14 protein-coding genes are annotated in these 17,448 nt (G+C 58.4%); 11 read left to right on the top strand and 3 right to left on the bottom strand.

Going from position 1 to position 17,448, the window contains the following annotated elements:
- Positions 1-31: 31 nt before the first annotated feature.
- Entirely contained in the window at positions 32-1,564 is a 1,533-nt protein-coding gene (locus ACFSOY_RS09760) for a M4 family metallopeptidase (RefSeq protein WP_386046094.1), read from the bottom strand.
- A 445-nt stretch (positions 1,565-2,009) separates the two neighbouring features.
- On the opposite strand from ACFSOY_RS09760, the gene ACFSOY_RS09755 reads away from it, so the two are divergent.
- The 11 genes from ACFSOY_RS09755 (at position 2,010) to ACFSOY_RS09705 (ending at position 14,732) form a co-directional block, all read left to right on the top strand.
- Entirely contained in the window at positions 2,010-2,231 is a 222-nt protein-coding gene (locus ACFSOY_RS09755; RefSeq protein ID WP_386046092.1) for a small, acid-soluble spore protein, alpha/beta type, read from the top strand.
- Positions 2,232-2,277: 46 nt separating this feature from the next.
- Positions 2,278-2,730 (top strand): GNAT family N-acetyltransferase, encoded by a 453-nt coding sequence (locus ACFSOY_RS09750; protein WP_386046090.1) that lies wholly within the window; start codon positions 2,278-2,280, stop codon positions 2,728-2,730.
- A 94-nt stretch (positions 2,731-2,824) separates the two neighbouring features.
- Positions 2,825-4,297, top strand: a complete 1,473-nt coding sequence (locus ACFSOY_RS09745) for a sigma-54 interaction domain-containing protein (RefSeq protein ID WP_386046088.1) — start codon at positions 2,825-2,827, stop codon at positions 4,295-4,297.
- 192 nt (positions 4,298-4,489) lie between these two features.
- The gene (gene kdd / locus ACFSOY_RS09740) at positions 4,490-5,530 is read left to right on the top strand and encodes an L-erythro-3,5-diaminohexanoate dehydrogenase (RefSeq protein WP_386046086.1); all 1,041 of its coding nucleotides are present in this window, start codon (positions 4,490-4,492) and stop codon (positions 5,528-5,530) included.
- A 39-nt stretch (positions 5,531-5,569) separates the two neighbouring features.
- Complete coding sequence (kamA, locus tag ACFSOY_RS09735; protein ID WP_386046084.1) at positions 5,570-6,910, top strand: lysine 2,3-aminomutase; 1,341 nt, start codon at positions 5,570-5,572, stop codon at positions 6,908-6,910.
- Positions 6,910-7,938 (top strand): lysine 5,6-aminomutase reactivase subunit KamB, encoded by a 1,029-nt coding sequence (gene kamB / locus ACFSOY_RS09730; protein WP_386046082.1) that lies wholly within the window; start codon positions 6,910-6,912, stop codon positions 7,936-7,938. The genes kamA and kamB overlap by 1 nt, the downstream gene beginning before the upstream one ends.
- A gap of 6 nt (positions 7,939-7,944) precedes the next feature.
- Positions 7,945-9,672, top strand: coding sequence for a MutS-related protein (locus ACFSOY_RS09725; protein WP_386046080.1), 1,728 nt, complete (start codon positions 7,945-7,947; stop codon positions 9,670-9,672).
- The gene (gene kamD / locus ACFSOY_RS09720; RefSeq protein WP_386046078.1) at positions 9,669-11,240 is read left to right on the top strand and encodes a lysine 5,6-aminomutase subunit alpha; all 1,572 of its coding nucleotides are present in this window, start codon (positions 9,669-9,671) and stop codon (positions 11,238-11,240) included. The genes ACFSOY_RS09725 and kamD overlap by 4 nt, the downstream gene beginning before the upstream one ends.
- Positions 11,237-12,013, top strand: coding sequence for a lysine 5,6-aminomutase subunit beta (kamE, locus tag ACFSOY_RS09715; protein WP_386046076.1), 777 nt, complete (start codon positions 11,237-11,239; stop codon positions 12,011-12,013). The genes kamD and kamE overlap by 4 nt, the downstream gene beginning before the upstream one ends.
- A 193-nt stretch (positions 12,014-12,206) precedes the next feature.
- Positions 12,207-13,421 carry a DUF2515 family protein gene (locus tag ACFSOY_RS09710; protein ID WP_386046073.1) on the top strand — a complete coding sequence of 405 codons (1,215 nt, stop codon included), beginning with the start codon at positions 12,207-12,209 and terminating at the stop codon, positions 13,419-13,421.
- Positions 13,422-13,811: 390 nt separating this feature from the next.
- On the top strand, positions 13,812-14,732 hold the full coding sequence (locus ACFSOY_RS09705; RefSeq protein WP_386046071.1) for a helix-turn-helix domain-containing protein: 921 nt from the start codon (positions 13,812-13,814) through the stop codon (positions 14,730-14,732).
- 66 nt (positions 14,733-14,798) lie between these two features.
- On the opposite strand, the gene ACFSOY_RS09700 is transcribed toward ACFSOY_RS09705, so the two are convergent.
- Positions 14,799-16,310 (bottom strand): ABC transporter permease, encoded by a 1,512-nt coding sequence (locus tag ACFSOY_RS09700; protein ID WP_386046069.1) that lies wholly within the window; start codon positions 16,308-16,310, stop codon positions 14,799-14,801.
- A gap of 1 nt (position 16,311) precedes the next feature.
- Complete coding sequence (locus ACFSOY_RS09695) at positions 16,312-17,379, bottom strand: ABC transporter permease subunit (RefSeq protein WP_386046067.1); 1,068 nt, start codon at positions 17,377-17,379, stop codon at positions 16,312-16,314.
- Positions 17,380-17,448: the final 69 nt, after the last annotated feature.

Genomic DNA, 17,448 nt, shown 5'->3' with positions numbered 1-17,448 from the left:
TTGTCGATGATCGAGGAATCATGATTTTGAATTAGTATACACCGACGCCGCTCCACGCGCTTTGCAGGGCGGAGTAGTAGGACGACCCGGAGCCATAAAGAGCGGAGCATGCTTGTAGGGTCGCTGCCCGAGCGCCGGAGAAGTTGGTGTTCGAAACCATGTAGTCGCGGGACGCGATGTACCAGACTTTGGCGGCGATGTCGCGCGAGCCGATCGCGGTGGCAAAGCTGTAGAACGCTTTGTTCGGAATGCCCGAGTTGGTGTGAACGCCTCCGTTGTCAGCAGAGGTGTTCACATATTGATTCATGTGCGCAGGATCGCCATAGGCGGTCGGATCGGACATCGAGCGGAAGGCGGTGTAGGCGCCGCTCGGAATGCAGATGTCTTCGCCGATCAGCCAATCATCTCCGGTGATCGCAGCCGCCATCGCATCCGACCAGGATTCGTTGAGCGCGCCCGATTGATTTCTGTAGACGAGGCCGGAGGTGCGCTCGGTCACACCGTGTGTCAGCTCATGTGCGACCACGTCGAGCGAGCCGGAGAAGGGACGGAAGTTCACGCCATCGCCGTCTCCATAGGTCATCGACGATCCATTCCAAAAGGCGTTGTTGTATTTGTTCGAGTAGTTGACATAGGACAGCATGGTGTGGCCGGCGTTGTCATAGGAATTGCGGCCGAGGTTGTTGAGGTAGTAATCGTAGACGACGCCCGTGTAGTAGTGCGCGTCCACGCCGGCCCGCTGTTTTGGCGCATCCCACACGTTGTCCGCATCGGTCATATTGGAAGAGAAGATTCCGTTGTTGTACGTCTTGGTCTGAATCATGCCGCTCATCGGCTTGCTGCGATCTTCGAGGTAGTAGGTGCCGGAGCGATAGGTCGTCTCGATCGTCTTGGTGTCGCCGAGCACGCCGATCCCGGTGCCCTGAACGTGCTCGATCATGTTGTACGCGTCGAGCACGGCGCCGGTGGTGGCGTCGACGAACACGGTCCAACGCCCAGGGGAGTCGCCCAGATAGTTGACGCCGACCTTGTAGCTGAGCACCGCGCGGTCCGCTTGCGGGAGGTAGATCAGCTCCGCCTGTGCCGCTTCGGACAGCTCGCCTTGGTACCCGGTGTGCGCGATCGCCGCGGTGATCGCCTCTTTTGCTTTCAGCGTCGCTTTGCTCGCCGTCGGGGTCAGCTCGCTGTAAATGCCGGTGATGCCCTGCACGTCGCCGTCCGCCTCGTGCACGATCATTTCGCTGGCGAAGACGGGGATGCCGCCGATCGTGCGGTCGAGCTTGGTGTGGGTGGTGCCGTTCTCATCGCGGTGCGTTTTTTTCACTTTGAATTTGTCTGTTGCCTTCGCGAAACCGTACACGTCTTTTGCTTTGTCGAGCGCTTTGAGCGCGCGATCCTCCGGCGTGGTGCCACTCACTTTGCCGAGGTTGCCAACGACGTTGTGAACGGCGCCCTCCCCGTCTTTCAGCACTTGCTTGTCGGCAGATGCACCTGCGGACGACATCGCCAGCGCAGACGCGATCAACGATGTCATCACCAATGCAGCAGTCAGCTTTTTGTTCATTTTGAATAACCTCCCTCTCTTTTTGTTATAATTATAAAAACTTTATAAATGTTCTTATTTTTAATTGTACCCATTTATGGTTATAGGTCAATATTCTTTTTGAAGTTTCGGTTAATACTATTCGACATTCGGTAATAATCAGGCGATTCTGTCGGCGGTTGCGAGTTGTGGATGCCCAGCCTGCCGTCCCTCCCTCTTTTTCGTTTCGAGCGGAAGCGATTTTTTTCGACAGTGAGTGTTTTTTCTCGGAGCGGTCTGTTTCTGCGCATTTTCGGCAAAGCTAGAGCGGTGTCTGCAATCGTACGGTCAATTCAAAATCGTGTCGGTCCGAACGGGCCGTTCGATCAAACTGGCGCTACAGAGATGCGGGATATCAATTTTAAAGAAAAAATTCAAAAATAAATGATTGGATCTGCTGAATTTGGCAGGATGGGAGATGAATGCGGTGAATAAAAAGAGAGCATGGGATATAAATGATCCGGAGGTCAGGCTGATGGTCGAGCGGATGAAGCATGAGCTTGCCGATGAGCTCGGCATCAGGGTTCCCTTAGATGGATACTGGGGAAATCACGCCTCAAAGGAGCTCGGCCAGATCGGTTCACAGCTTAAACGGCGCGTTCCTGTGTTGTTGAAGAAGACAACAGATGAGCAGAAAAAGAGGAATTGACGGGGTCTAGTGCGTAGATAAGCAGAGTAGGATTGGAGGGGACACCATGCTTCATTTGGTCGAAAGAAATCATGAGGCGTATCTACCGCTCTTGTTGCTGGCCGATCCGTCTGAAGAGATGGTGCGCAACTATCTGCCCCGCGGCGAGCTGTACGCGTGGAGATCGGTAGAGGAAGAGACGATCGGCGTGCTGGTCTTGCTGCAGAGCGAAGAGGGCAAAGTAGAGATCAAAAACATCGCAGTGCGAGAAGCGTATCAAGGGCAAGGTCACGGCAAACAACTGTTGTTGACCGTGCTCAAAAACTTGAAAGAGCGCGAGTTTCGCGAGGTGATCGTCAGCACCGGAAACTCAAGCATCGGGAATCTGGCTTTCTATCAAAAACTTGGGTTTCGCATGATCGGGATCGATTTCGATTATTTTCTCAGAGAGTACGGCGAGCCGATCGTTGAGAACGGCATCCCGTGCAGAGATCGCATTCTACTATCGCGTCCGCTGTAATGGCGGAACTTTTTTTGAGACGGGTTGCCGAATTTTCGGCATCCAAAACGCCGGGAATTCGGCAGCTCTGACAGAGGTGAGGAGGGGATGGGCGATGGACCGTGAGGCGCAAGAGATGGTCGAGATGTTGCGGGCGATTTTGGCCTCGATCGATGAGGGCATTCATGCGGTCGACCGGGATGGCATCACGATCTACTACAACGATTCTGCCGCCAAGCTCGATGGCCTCGATCCGCAGGAGGTGATCGGACGGCACCTGCTGGAAGTGTTTCCGTCGCTTCAGACGAGCACTTCGACATTGCTCAAGGTGATCGACACCGGCGAGCGCATCCCGGACATGCCGCAGATGTACACCAACTACCGAGGCACGAAGGTGCACACGGTGAACACGACGTTGCCGATCATGTCGTCAGGACGGCTGATCGGGGCGCTTGAAGTGGCGAAAGATTTGACCCGACTCAAAGAGCTGAACGAGAAGCTGGTCGATCTGCAGGCGCAGATCGTCAGCATGGAACGAGGGACGGGCAAGAAGAAGAGCCCGATCGAAGCGCGCTGGACCTTTGCCCAGATCTTGACGCAGGAGCGGTCGATGCTGTTGCTCAAAGAGCTGGCAGCCAGGGCGGCGACCACCTCTTCGCCCGTGCTGGTGTTTGGCGAGACGGGCACAGGCAAGGAGCTGTTCGTCCAGTCGATCCACAACGCCTCGCCTAGGCGCAACCGACCGTTCATCGCCCAAAACTGCGCCGCCCTGCCCGCCTCGCTGCTGGAAGGGCTGTTGTTCGGCACAGTGAAGGGCTCGTTTACAGGGGCGGAAAATCGGCCCGGGCTGTTTGAGCTGGCCGATGGTGGGACGCTCTTTCTCGATGAGATCAACTCGATGCCGCTGGAGCTTCAAGCCAAGCTGTTGCGGGTGTTGCAGGAGGGCATCGTCCGCCGCGTCGGCGATGCGAAGGTGATCGAAGTGGACGTGCGGGTGCTCGCGGCGACCAACCAAAACCCGATCGTCGCCATCGAGCGCGGCAATCTGCGAGCCGACCTCTACTATCGCTTAAACGTCGTCTCGCTGCATCTGCCGCGGTTGTCTGAGCGTCCAGACGACATCCGGCTGCTGACGAAACACTTTATCGAGAAGTTCAACCGAAAGTTCGGTCGGGCGGTGGTCGATGTGACGCCGGAGGTGTTCGATCGATTTGTGCGCTATGAGTGGCCGGGCAACGTGCGCGAGCTGGAGCATGCGATCGAAGGGGCGATGAACATCGCAGACGGCCCGTATCTGCAGATGGAACATCTGCCCTGGCACATCCGCGAAGGTCATTTTTCTGCCAAGCAGGAGGGGGACTTTTCGCTGCCCCACGCCGTGCGCCCTTTGCGTGAAGCGCTTGATCAGGTGGAGACCGCGCTGATCGAGCAGGCGATGCGCGAGACGAACGGCAACATCCAACAGGCGGCAAAACTGCTCCAAGTCCCGCGGCAGACCTTGCAATACAGGTTGAACAAAGCGCAGGACAAAGAGGGGCGCGAACAGCTCACCAAGCGCAGCGCCTCGCGAGGGAAAGCGGACATGTGAGCGAAAAAATGAATCGTGCAGAGGATCGAAAGCGCCGAATTTTCGGCGCTTTCTTTTTTGTAAGCGGTTGCGCCAAATTGCCAGAATCCTTTGGTAACGAAGGGTTTCCCTTGAATTTAGCGATGTTGGCATGAATTTTGCATTGAGATATCGGGCAACAACAAGGCAAGGTGTTTGAGGGAGGGAATCACCATGAGACCAGGCCATCGCTACGGTCTGCATCGCGTCGTGGAGCCAGAGGGCACGATGCCGCAACCCGCATGGAAGCTGGATAACAGCATGGAGTTATACGACAACGAGATCTTGATCGATGTGGAGACGCTGAACATCGACTCCGCCTCATTCGTGCAGATTCGCGAAGCGGAGGGTGGAGATCCGGTCAAGGTCGGCGAGCATATGCAAAACATCGTGGCGAGCCGCGGCAAGCACCACAACCCGGTGACAGGCTCTGGCGGCATGCTGATCGGCACGGTGCGGCAGATCGGGCAGCAGCTGGCGGGGAAGATCGACCTGCAGGTGGGCGATCGGATCGCGACGCTCGTCTCGCTGTCGCTGACGCCGCTGACGATCGAGGAGATCGTCAAGATGGATGTGAAGACCGGGCAGGTTGACATCAAAGGTCAGGCGATCCTGTTCGAATCGGGACTCTACGCCAAGCTGCCCGACGATGTGCCCGACCGCATTTCGCTCGCGGTGCTCGATGTGTGCGGAGCGCCTGCGCAGACGGCGAAGCTGGTGCAGGAAGGCGACACGGTCGTCATCTTGGGCGCTGGCGGCAAGAGCGGCACGATGGTGCTCTATCAGGCGCGAAAGTCGGCCGGTCCGACCGGAAAGATCATCGCGATCGAGTATGGCGAGCAAGGCTGTGCGGCGATCGAGAAGCTCGGCTGGGCGGATGTGGTGCTCAACCTCGACTGCACGCGACCTGTCGATGTGCTGGAAGCGGTGGAGCGGGAGACAGAGGGGCGCTTCGCCGATCTGACGGTCAACTGCGTCAACATCCCGGGCACGGAGATGGCATCGATCCTCGCCACCCGCGACGAGGGGACGGTCTACTTCTTCTCGATGGCCACCTCGTTCACGGCGGCTGCGCTCGGCGCGGAAGGCGTCGGCAAAGATGTGAACATGATCATCGGCAACGGCTATACGAAAGGGCATGCTGATCTTTCGCTGGAGCTGGTGCGGGAATCGGCAGCGCTTCGTCAGCTGTTTGAAACAAAATACGGGCTGTAGGCCCGATTCGCTGGAAGAGAGAAAAGGGGGACGTACGTCATGGAACAACAAGAGCGTTTGACTGTGCATCACTATGGGAAGCAAAAGCGTCATTTCCGCGATGTGGAGATTTGGAAAGATGTCACCAACGAGCAGTGGGATGACTGGATGTGGCAGCTGACCCACACGATCAACGATCTGGAGACGCTGGAAAAGGTGATCAACCTGACCGATGAGGAGCGCGTGGGCATCCTGAACGTCAAGATGTCGATTCCGCTGCGCATCACGCCATACTATGCGATGATGATGGATCAGGACGATCCGACCTGTCCGGTGCGCCTGCAAGCTGTGCCGATGTCCGATGAGATGCAGCGCTCGCCGTGGGATATGGCCGACCCGCTGCACGAGGATGAAGATGCTCCGGCGCCGGGCCTGACCCACCGTTATCCGGACCGCGTGCTGTTCTTGATCACCAACCAATGTTCGATGTACTGCCGCCACTGCACCCGTCGCCGCTTCTCCGGCCAAGTCGGTCAATCGGTGCCGAAGCAACAGCTCGACGCGGCGATCGACTATATCAGACGCACCCCGCAGGTGCGCGACGTCCTGCTCTCCGGCGGCGACGGCCTGCTGGTCAACGACAAGATCTTGGAATACATCATCTCCAGCCTGCGCAAAATCCCGCATGTGGAGATCATCCGCATCGGCACGCGCGCCCCGGTCGTCTTCCCGCAGCGGATCACCGACAACCTGGTCAACATGTTGAAAAAATACCATCCGGTCTGGATCAACACGCACTTCAACCATCCGGATGAGCTGACCGAGGAAGCGAAAGCAGCTTGTCACAAGATCGCAGATGCGGGCATTCCGCTCGGCAACCAATCGGTTTTGATGCGCGGGGTCAACGACTGCGTGCACGTGATGAAAGACCTGATGCACCAGCTGGTCTACAACCGCGTGCGCCCGTACTACATCTACCAATGCGACCTGTCGGAAGGCATTCAGCATTTCCGCACCACCGTCTCCAAAGGCTTGGAGATCATGGAGCAGCTGCGCGGTCACACCTCCGGCTATGCGGTGCCGACGTTCGTCGTCGACGCGCCGGGCGGCGGCGGCAAGATTCCGGTCATGCCGCAATATGTGATCTCGCAAGGTCATGGCAAGGTGATCCTGCGCAACTTCGAGGGCGTGATCTCGGTGTATCATGAGCCGACCTACGAGGACAAAGGGTGTCCGCCGACCTGCACGCATGATCACAGCACGGGCGATGAGATCGGTCTGGCCAAACTGCTCAATGACAAACAGGTGTCGCTTGAGCCGAAAGGGATGGTGCGCCGCCGCCCGAAAGAGATGCAGGAAGAACAGGCGAGCGCGAAGATCGACCTGCCGATGGCAGACTGATGTTGCTTGAGCAAGTAGAGCTTTGTGGTGCCCGCCGCGTATCGCTGGTGGGCATCGCCAAGCACGCAGGGAAGACCACGGCGATGAATGAGTTGATCGATCAAGCGACCGCCAAGGGGCGAGCGCTGGGGATCGTCTCGATCGGCGTGGACGGAGAGCGTCATGATGCGATCATGGGGGTGCCCAAGCCAGAAGTCGAAGTTCCGGCGGGCGCCCTTGTGGCGTCTGCGGGCGATGTGCTGGAAGCTGGCACCGCCCTGCTTCGCATCATCGAGCGAACGGGCATCTCCTCGACGCTCGGCGACGTCTATCTGGCGGAGGTGCAAGAGCCGGGAACGGTGGTGCTGGCAGGCATTCGCTATCGAGAGCAGGTCGCACAGGTGCTGCAGATGATGGAAGCGCAGGGCGCAGACCTCTGCCTGGTCGACGGTGCGTTCGATCGGATGATGGCTGCAAGCCCGCTGGTCACAGACGGCGTCGTATTGGCGACCGGGGCTGTGGTGGCGCGAACGGTGCAAGAGGTGGCGCAGAAGAGCGCTTTTTTTCTGCAGCGCTTTCTGTTGCCGCAAGCGGATGACGAGCTGGCCCGCCTGTACGATGCGGCGGCGGAGAGCGGAACGCTTGCGGTCGGCGTGCTGCGCGAAGACCGGCTGGAGCACGTTCTGCTCACCCAGACCTCCTCGTTTACCCAAAACCCGCAGAGCGATCCGAGCTGGCCTGGTCAGGAGGCGGTGCGGGCGCTGGCGGTGACCGGTGCGGTGACCGACCGATTGATCCAGATGTTAGAAGGGATTCCGCGCGGCTTTGCGCTCGTGTTGTCTGACGCCACGCATTTTTTTGTGTCGCAGAGCGCTTGGCGCAAGTTTTTGCGGCGCGGTCATCAGATCGTGGTGCGCCGCTCGATACGAGTGTATGGCATGACGGTCAATCCCTATTCGGTAGAAGGGCATCAGCTGCCGAGCGGTGAGCTGGTGGAAGCGGTGCAAGCGGTGGCAGGTGATGTTGCCGTCTGGAATGTAAAGGAGTGACTGGCGATGACCTCAGGGTCGTTTTGGGATGAGACGACAAAAGAGCTCTTAGGATGGCCGGAGGTCATGGCGTCGCTCTCGCCCGTCTCGCCTGCGGGCCTGCGCGCCAAGCGGCAGATCAGACCTTACCTGTCGAGCGAGCGCTCGCTCTGGGAGGAGCGGATGGACGATCTGCTCATGCTGCGCTCAGCGCTCGGCGATGAGGAGTGGGCCAAAGAGCTGCGCGATGCGCTCAGGCAGCTTCCCGATGTCGAGGGGTTGTTGAGCTTGATCGAGCAGGGAGCGACGCTGCGACCTGTCGATTTTTTTGAACTGAAACGGTTCTGCTGGCAGGGATTTGCGGTCGAGCGTCTGCTGCAGGCGAAGGGGCTTTGCTTCCGCTTTTGGGAGCAGGTGGCGTGGGAGGAACACTTGCGCCGCCTGAACCCGCCGGGGGAGTTGGTGCCATCCTTTTCGCTCGCCGAGCTGTCGAGCGATGCGGAGCTGGTGCGGCTGCATCGCGAGCACAGCGCGCTGAACGAAGCGATCTTCGCCGAAAAAAAGGCGCAGGGAGATCGCCTGCGCGCGCGCTATGGAAGAAAGCCGGGGAAAGACGGACAGCTGGTGTTCGACCGGTCAGATCCGAATGCGACCGCTGCCAAGCAGGATCAAGATTTGCAGCTGATGCAGGAGACGGTGTTCGAAGCGATCTTTCAGCAGGTGGAGCCTGAGCGGGTACAAGAGCTTTTGCAACAGCGCGAAGACAAGCTGGTGGAGATCGAGGATCGAGAGACGGAGGCGCTGCAGGATCTCGTGAGCGAGTTTCGCCCGCACGCGGCGATGCTGCTGCGTGCGCTGTCGGCGCTCGGTCGGCTGGACTTGACCCTGGCGAAAGCGCATCTTGCCAACAGGTGGCAGATGGGGGCGGTCTGCTGGGAAAGCGCAGGCGGAGCGGCAGCGCAGGAGGTCGGTCGAGCGGTGGAAGGCGCTGCTGATGCGGGCCGGGAAGCGATCGCCCGCGATCGAAGCGTCACCTCCGGCTGGACGGTCGAGGCTGCTTTCCATCCTCTCGCCCGCGAAGCGGTCGAGAAGCGGGGGGGTGCCTACACCGCGCTCGATCTGGAACTCGATCCTGGCGTCGGGCTGATCACCGGGCCGAACATGGGCGGCAAGACGGTGGTCTTGAAGACGCTCGGGTTGTTGCAAGCGCTCGCCCAACACGCGCTGCCCGTGCCGGCGAGACTGTTCCGCTTCCGCCCGGTCGAGCGCATCGGCATCTCCGGAGGAGACGAGCAGAGCCTCGCGAGCGGCCTCTCCTCGTTTGGTGCGGAGATGCAGCGTCTGTCCGCGCTGCTCGGCGACAGCAGGCCCGCTTTGCTCCTGCTGGACGAGGTGGCGCGCACCACCAACCCGGAGGAGGGGGAGGCGCTGGCGATCGGCTTGGCCAGCTACCTGCTGACCACCGGGCACAGCGCCCTGTTCGCCAGCCATTTTCCTGGCGTGACCGAAGTGAACGGCATTCAGGGATTTCGCGTCGCCGGTCTGAAGCGCGATCTGCTCGATCGATTGGAAGAAAGCGCGCCGCAAGAGCTGTTACAGCGCCTCTACAGCGCGATGGATTATCGGTTGCTCAAAAGCTGCGCCGGAGATGTCCCCAAGGACGCCGTGCGGCTGGCAAAATGCTTCGGTCTGCCTCAGGCGGTGCTTGAGCAGGCGCAGGCAGTATTACAGCGAAAGGAGGGCCCCACATCATGAGCAAGCTGTATCTGGATCAGCAGAAGGTGGCACGGGCGCGCCAAGCGGCGTCCGATGTGGCCGATTCTCTGCAGGAGTTTATCTTAGAGCGCACCACCGTCGCCGTCGAGCGCACCGTGTTGCGCCTGTACGGGTTGGATGGGATCGATGCCGACTATGTGCCGCTTCCCAACGTGGTGGTCGATCACATCAAGGAAGGCGGACAACTGGAGCGCGGCGCCGCCCGCTTCGTCATCAACGCCGTGTTGCAAAAAGGGCTCACCGTTCAGGAGGTGGGCGAAGAGGTGGCCGCAGGCTCCCTCGACCTGCTGGAGCTCCCTCTGCTCGGGGAAGAGCAGATCAGGGAGAAGGCGAATGAGCTCGCCAAGCTCTCGATCGAAAAGATTCGCGCCAACCGCGCCAAGCGGGATCAATACCTCGCCACGCTCGGCGAAGGACCGCGACCCTATATCTATGTGATCGTGGCGACCGGAAATATATACGAAGATGTGGTGCAGGCGAAGGCGGCAGCTCGACAGGGCGCAGACATCATCGCCGTCATCCGCTCGACCGGTCAGTCGCTGATCGACTATGTGCCATACGGGGCGACGACCGAAGGGTTTGGCGGTACCTATGCGACACAGGAAAACTTCCGCGTCATGCGCGAAGCTCTCGACGAGGTGGGCGAGGAGATCGGGCGGTATATCCGACTCTGCAACTACTGCTCCGGCCTGTGCATGCCGGAGATCGCGGCGATGGGGGCGCTGGAGCGGCTCGACGTGATGCTGAACGACGCCCTGTACGGCATCCTGTTCCGCGACATCAACATGCAGCGCACGCTGGTGGATCAGAACTTCTCGCGGATGATCAACTCCTTTGCCGGCGTGATCATAAACACCGGAGAGGACAACTACCTGACCACAGCCGATGCGGTGGAAGCGGCTCCCTCTGTGCTCGCCTCGCAGTTTATCAACGAGCAGTTGGCGCTTCGCTCCGGCCTGCCGGAAGAGCAGATGGGACTGGGCCATGCGTTCGAGATGAGCCCCGACCTCGAAGACGGGTTCCTGCTGGAGCTGGCGCAAGCGCAGCTGGCGCGGGAGATCTTCCCGAAGGCGCCGCTCAAATACATGCCGCCGACCAAGCACATGACGGGCAACATCTTTAAAGGGCATGTGCAGGACACGCTGTTCAACGTCGTCGGCGCGATGACCAACCAGGGCATCCAGCTGCTCGGCATGATGACCGAAGCGATTCACACCCCGCTGATCCACGACCGCCACATCGCGATCGAAGGGGCGAGATATGTGTTCAGCAACCTGCGCACACTCGGCGACGAGATCGAGTTCAAGCAGGATGGGAAGATCGTCAAGCGCGCACAAGACGTGCTGCAGGATGCGACGGTGATGCTCGAAGAGCTCCGCGAGATCGGACTGCTCGAAGCGATCTCCCGCGGCCTGTTCGCCGATGTCAAGCGGACGATGACGGGCGGCAAGGGGCTGCACGGGGTGATGATGCGCGCCGACGATTATTTCAACCCGTTTGAGACGCTCCTGCGGGAGGAAGTCGGTTTGGAGGCGATTGGACGATGAGCGTGCCAGGAGAGAAACGCCCGTGGGAGAACCGTGATTTCACACAGGTTCGCCCCTATGGCGACACGTTCGATGACGGGATGATCCAACTGTCCTTCTCGCTTCCGGTACCTCCGGGCGAAGAGGCGGCAGAAGCGGCTCGACAGCTGGTGATCAAGATGGGGCTGCACGATCCGTCGGTGGTGCACCAGCACGATCTCGGGGAAGATTTCACCTTTGTCGTCCTCTACGCGAAGACGAAAGAGGCGGTCGACTTCACCAAGATCAAAGTGGCGAAGGTGGATTCACCGCGCATGTCGTTCTACGAGGTCAACGACTACATCAAGGAGAACATCGGGCGCAAGATCACCATCATCGGCGCTTGCACAGGCACCGATGCGCACACGGTCGGGATCGACGCGATCATGAACATGAAAGGGTACAACGGCGAGTACGGCCTTGAGCGCTATCCGCAGATCGATGCGTACAACCTCGGTTCGCAGGTGGAGAACGAAGAGATGGTCGCCAAAGCGATCGAGCTGAAAGCGGACGCGATCCTCGTCTCGCAGGTGGTGACCCAGAAGGATGTTCACATTCCCAACCTCGCCCAACTGGTCGAGCTGCTGGAAGCGGAAGGGTTGCGCCAGAAGATGGTGCTGATCTGCGGCGGCCCGCGCATCTCGCACGAGCTCGCCCTCGAACTTGGATACGATGCGGGATTCGGCCCGGGAACGCTCGCGCCAGATGTTGCCTCCTACGTCGTGTTGGAGATGACCAAGCGCGGGTTGAAGTGATCGCTTTGAAAGGATCGATTTGAAGTGATCTGCCGCTGAAAGCGGAACTGAAGATGATGCAAAAAGCCCTCTCGGTCTGACGAGGGCTTTTTGCTATGCTCTGCTCGATCTGCCGCTCGATCGATCAGGTGTGAATTCGCTTTTGATTGGCGCATCCTAGGAGTGTGGCGCAGACGAGGAAGGGGGGAGCAAGATGGGCGCTTGGCAGGAGCGATGGCTGACCTTTTGGAAACGGTGGCGAGCCCGAGCGGAGGGGACGGTCGAGGTGCAAGCGGAGCGGGAGATCGCTCATCTGCTGCGCGAGCAGCTGCGCAGTGAGCGGTTGCGACAGGAGCGAGGGGAGCGACTCGATCCGCCTCCGCTGAGCGAGGAGGACGAGCGGCTGGTTCGGCAGATCAGGCGGGAGACAGACGTGCGAAACCGCAACAACATCACCCGCACGCAGGCTTACTGGGAGGTGTATGACAGGTCACGCGAGCTGCATTGGGCGTTGCTCGCCCACATGGTGTCGCGAAACGGCGGCTATCAGATGACCGATCTGAAGGGCGACCTGATCGCCCGAGCGATGGAGGCGGGGGAGCACGAGCGATTTTTTCAATTCTTAGAGCGGGCCAATCGCTCGATCTTCGGCGATGCGTATCCGCAATTGTTGCTGTATGAAGCGAGCAGAAAGCAGGGGCGACCGCTGTTTCACCTGCTGCCCTGCTTCGCCATATCCCGCTTTATGCGCATCATCTGGGAGCGATATTGGGCGCAAGGCGATGAGGAGCTCCTGACGATCGCGCTCGTCATCAACGAGCAAAATATGGTCGAGCAGCACGTGGTGCAACAGGAGCGCTTCAAGCCGGTGATCGAATCGTTCGAATTTCAAGCGCAGACCTATCTCAACCTGACGCAGGTGATCTTTCCCTATCTGACGGAGGAAAACAGAACGGAGCTCGCAGGCTGTGTCGTCGATACGTTTCTGTCGCTCACCGAGCGCATCGACACCGGGCGTCGCCTGTACGCCATCCTCTTCGGGATAGCAGAGGTGCATGCTGGCGTGGTGCGGTTTGCCAAACGGACGCCGCATACCGCCTCAAGAGCTGACTACTTTCGCCATCTGTACACGGCGGAGCGATCGCAGCCTTGCTTGCTGTCGGAGCGCTATGACCCGCGCGTGGAAGGCGATGCGCTGCGACCTGGGGCAAAGCCGATCTACAGCCCATCGCTCTGGGCGAGTTGGCCCGATGTGCCAGATCGAACAGGTGGGAGCGAAGCGGACTGGTGTCGCTCCACAGCGGCGGTTGTTCAGCTGTTTGCAGCAAGGCCGAGCGAGGCGTACAACATCAGCGAGCTGTACATGGACAACTTGAAGCTGGTCGAGCGAGCGGTCGCGGCCGAAAGCTGGATCAAAGCGGACGAGTGAAAACCGCAGGGAGCGTTTCAGGCGCCTCCTGCGGTTTTGATCGTGGGGCATATTATTTCCGGTCAGTGTTGAGGTGGGAGCGAAGGTTCGGTCTGTTCGTGCCCGATCGACGCTTGAAGCGAAGGTAGAACTCCGGCCGAAGTGAAAATCAGGGAGAGGAGCAAGACGATAGAGACTGGCATTTTTTTCATAAAAGATCCCTCCAACTCGTATCAGATCGAATACAACCACTGCTTGATAACCTAATGTTAACCTTAATTTACCATATTTTCAAATCTCTAAAAATGCGATCTCCTCGCTTGGTGGGCATTTACCGACTTCATATTTCTGTTAAAATGTAGTAAGATAGAATTATATTCATTTATGAATATTTTGTTAGAGGTGACTGTTATGGATTATTATCGGATTGGCAGGGTGATCAAAGAATTGCGCATGCAACGAAGTATGACCCAAAAAGAGCTGTCCGAGCTCATCTGTACGCAAGGTCAGCTCAGCAAGATCGAAAAGGGGGAGGTCATCCCTAACTCAAGCACGCTGTACGAGTTGGCAGGACGCCTCGGCGTGGAGATCAGCTATATCTATGAACAGGCGTCCTCGGAGCGCTCCGACTATGTGACGGAGACGTTTAAGATCATCCGTCAGGCGATCCGCGATCGCGATTATGAAAAGGTCTCGGAGATCATCAGGGCGGAGAAGAACAACCAACTGTTTCAAGCGCCCGCCTCGCGTCAATTTTTGACCTGGCATGAGGGCATCATCGCCTATTACACCGAGCGCAATGTGGAGCGATCCTTGCAGCTGTTGCAGGAAGCGACGGAGATCACGCATCAGAGCAGCGTTTACACAGAGCGTCACTGCGAAATTTTAAACAGCATCGGCATCATCCACTTTGAGGAAGAGCAGTACGACAAAGCGATCATCCACTTTCAAAAGGCGCTCGATCTGCTCTCCCAAACCCCGCATGAGATCGACATCACGATCAAGATTCGCATTCTTTACAACCTATCAAAAGCTTGCCATCTGCTCAAGCGGTACGAAAAAGCGATCAAGTATGCGCGCCAAGGCATTCGCGCATGCAAGCGGTCGGAGATGATGTACCTGCTTGGCGAGCTGTACTTCCAATGCGCCTCGTCGATGCTCGCCGCAGGGAAGGAGCCGAGCAAAGTGAGCCAGCTGCTCGAACAGTCGCTCGCGCTGTTCAGCCTGCAGGAGAAGCACCATTTCTCAGAGGTGGTGCAACAGCAACTGAAAATGGTGAACGAATCGACATACATGCAGGTTGTGCCTGCACAACGTAAAAAGGAGAGCTGACGAGGCTCTCCTTTTCTATCTCAACCACCAGTTTCCTATGCTTTTCTCTACTTTTTCTGCTCTCGATTACTTCTTTTCCGGCGGGGTGACCACATCGCCGACGACGCGGTTCCAGTCGATCGTGATCGGCCAGATCTCCTGCTCTCCGTTCGGGCCTTGCATCTTCAATTCGAGGTCGAAGAGCTGCAGCTCGAAGTCACCAACCTTTACCTCTCGCTCCGAACGGCTGATCCCACCGAACTCGACAAACTTATACCCTTGTTTAAACTTCTGCAACCAACCGTCAAACGGTGAGATCGGCTCTTTGAAGTTCACCGAGAAGGATGACTTTTTGCCCGGATCGACGAACAGGTAGACCTGTGCATACTGCCACTTGTCTTCCTGCAGGTATTTGAGGAAGCTGGTGGCAGTCTCCTTCATCCGTTGCTCCGAGCGTTTGATCTCCTCTTCCAGCGCCGCCTTTTGCGGGTCGAACTTCTCCTCTTCGACCACGGCGGTCGCGGTGACGATCGTAGGCGACTTGTTCGGCAGGAAGGCGACGATCAGGATGCAGGCGGTGACGAGCGCACCGCTGAGCGCCAGCACCGGCTTGTTTTGCAGGAGCGGCTTGGTTCGATAGAGATATGGGCGAGCCAGGCGCTTCTGCAACTGCTTGGAGAAAAACGACAGGATCAGGATCGACAGGGTCAGGAAGACGCCTGACGCGAAGATCAGCCACGGATATTCGCGCAGGTAACGCGAGCCGTAGGAGATCATGCCACTCCATTCGCCTGTCATCGTCAGCGTCATGACCGTAGCGGGCGGTCCATCATCGATGACGAACAGTTCACCGCCGCCGAGGAAGATGTTCAGGACGGCGAGCTGACCGATCAGGAACAGCACGCTGATAAAGTCGGTCAGCAAGGCAAACCAGAGGTCGGGGCGCAAGTGCGGCAACAGGTGACGAAACACGATCCGAGTAGTTGAAGCGCCCATCGTTCTGGAGGCGGACACATACTCTTTCGCCGTGAAGAAGCGAGCGCGCTCCCCCATCTGATGGGCGAACGGAAACACGCCGATCAGCACGAGCAGGGTGAAGAGCAGAAACGCGAACATCAGGATCTTCGGATCGTTCGGGTTCATCCCCTCGTTCATCCCCAGCAGCCTGGACAGGCCGTACAGCGTGGGGAAGATCAGCAGGAGGGCAGGCACTCCCGAGGTGATCAATTGCAAGATGTGGATCACCTTCCGTCCGCGCCCGGTAGACCCGGAGTACAGGCCGAGCGGGAGCGCGATCGCAATCCGCACCAGGGTGACGAGAAAGGCGAACCCGAGCGTGTACTTCGCCCCGTTTAAGAGCAGGGAGAGCACATCGTATCCGCGATGGTCGGTGCCGAGCGGGTGGTCGAGGCTCGGCCCGAACGGCGGTGCAATCGATTTGCTCACCCCGTCTACCACCTCGTGAACGATTCCGATCTTGTGCTCTTTGGTGATCTCATAGGGCATGATGTAGGAGCCGAACACGGCGACAAACACGAGGAGCAGCAGCAGTGCCCCGGCCAGCCGGTAGAGCAGGCGATCTTTCTTCGCTTCGTTCATCTTACGCGCCCTCCTTCGTGTTGACGATCACTCGGCTGCGCAGGTAGGCGAACAGACCTTGGACGATCAGGGCAAACCCTGCCAAGATCGCACAGGTGGTCGCAAGCGAGGTGACGTAGGCGATCGATTTGTTGACCGCATAACCGCCAAGCCCGAAGATGCCAGCCATGACCTCGACGACGACGAGCGATGTCAGCGCGACGGAGACGGCGCGCGGGATGATCGTCAGGAAGTCTTCCATCGTGTTGCGCATGATGTGCGCAAAGATCACCCGGGGGCGGGAAAGACCTTTCGAATAGGCGGTCTTGATGTAGCCTTCGTCCCATTCGCGTTCAAACGCGATGCGCAGCGTTCCGTAGACCAGCGCGGCCGGCAGGATCGCGATGGCGAGCATCGGGATCAGGAAAGGCGTCTGTTTGACGAACTGCATGATGATGATCACCGGTGACCCGGCCATCTTGTTGATCGCGATGGCGAGAAACTGCAAGAGCACGACCACAAAAAAGTCGGGCAGCGACATCAGAAATCCATGGCCGACATCGAGAACTTTGCCGACCTTCGGCTTCGCAACGGCGATCAAGGCGGCAGCGAAGCCGAAAATGATCCCGAGGAACAGGCCGGGAACCAGATAGGACAGCGATCGCTTGATCATATCGTCCAGCGAGCTGCTGATCGGCACCGGCTGCGGGCGCGAAAAGTAGCCAATCGCGCCGAAATCTCCGTCCAGATAGGAGTTTGCCTGATTTTTAAGTGCTTCAGCATAATTTTTAAAATCGAATGAGGGTGTTGTGACCACCGGAAGAACCGCTTGCACCTGTTTGTGACGGTTCAACTGGCTTGACATGGCTTTGAGCGTCTCCGGTGGGAACTTCAGAATGCCAGCCGACTCATCGACGATGACCGCACCGGGAAACGACTCGACCACGCTTTGGAGCTTACCGCCAGGAAGCAGAACCACTTGAACTTCCTCTTTCGAGATCACGTCGATCCCTTTCTCCACATTGCTGATCAGCACAATGCCGAGAAGAATGCAGACGGTGATCAGAATTCCTTGTAGTATCCGAATCATCCCAAATCCCCTTCTCAACTCTGGTGTGTAGATCCCCACAGACTACGTATATAGTCTGATATTTTATCT

Origin of the sequence: Tumebacillus lipolyticus, assembly GCF_042682745.1 — a bacterium.
Taxonomy (GTDB): Bacteria; Bacillota; Bacilli; order Tumebacillales; family Tumebacillaceae; genus Tumebacillus_A; species Tumebacillus_A lipolyticus.
The sequence above is the reverse complement of the archived record's forward strand: the minus strand, read 5'-3'. Positions and strand labels throughout refer to the sequence as shown.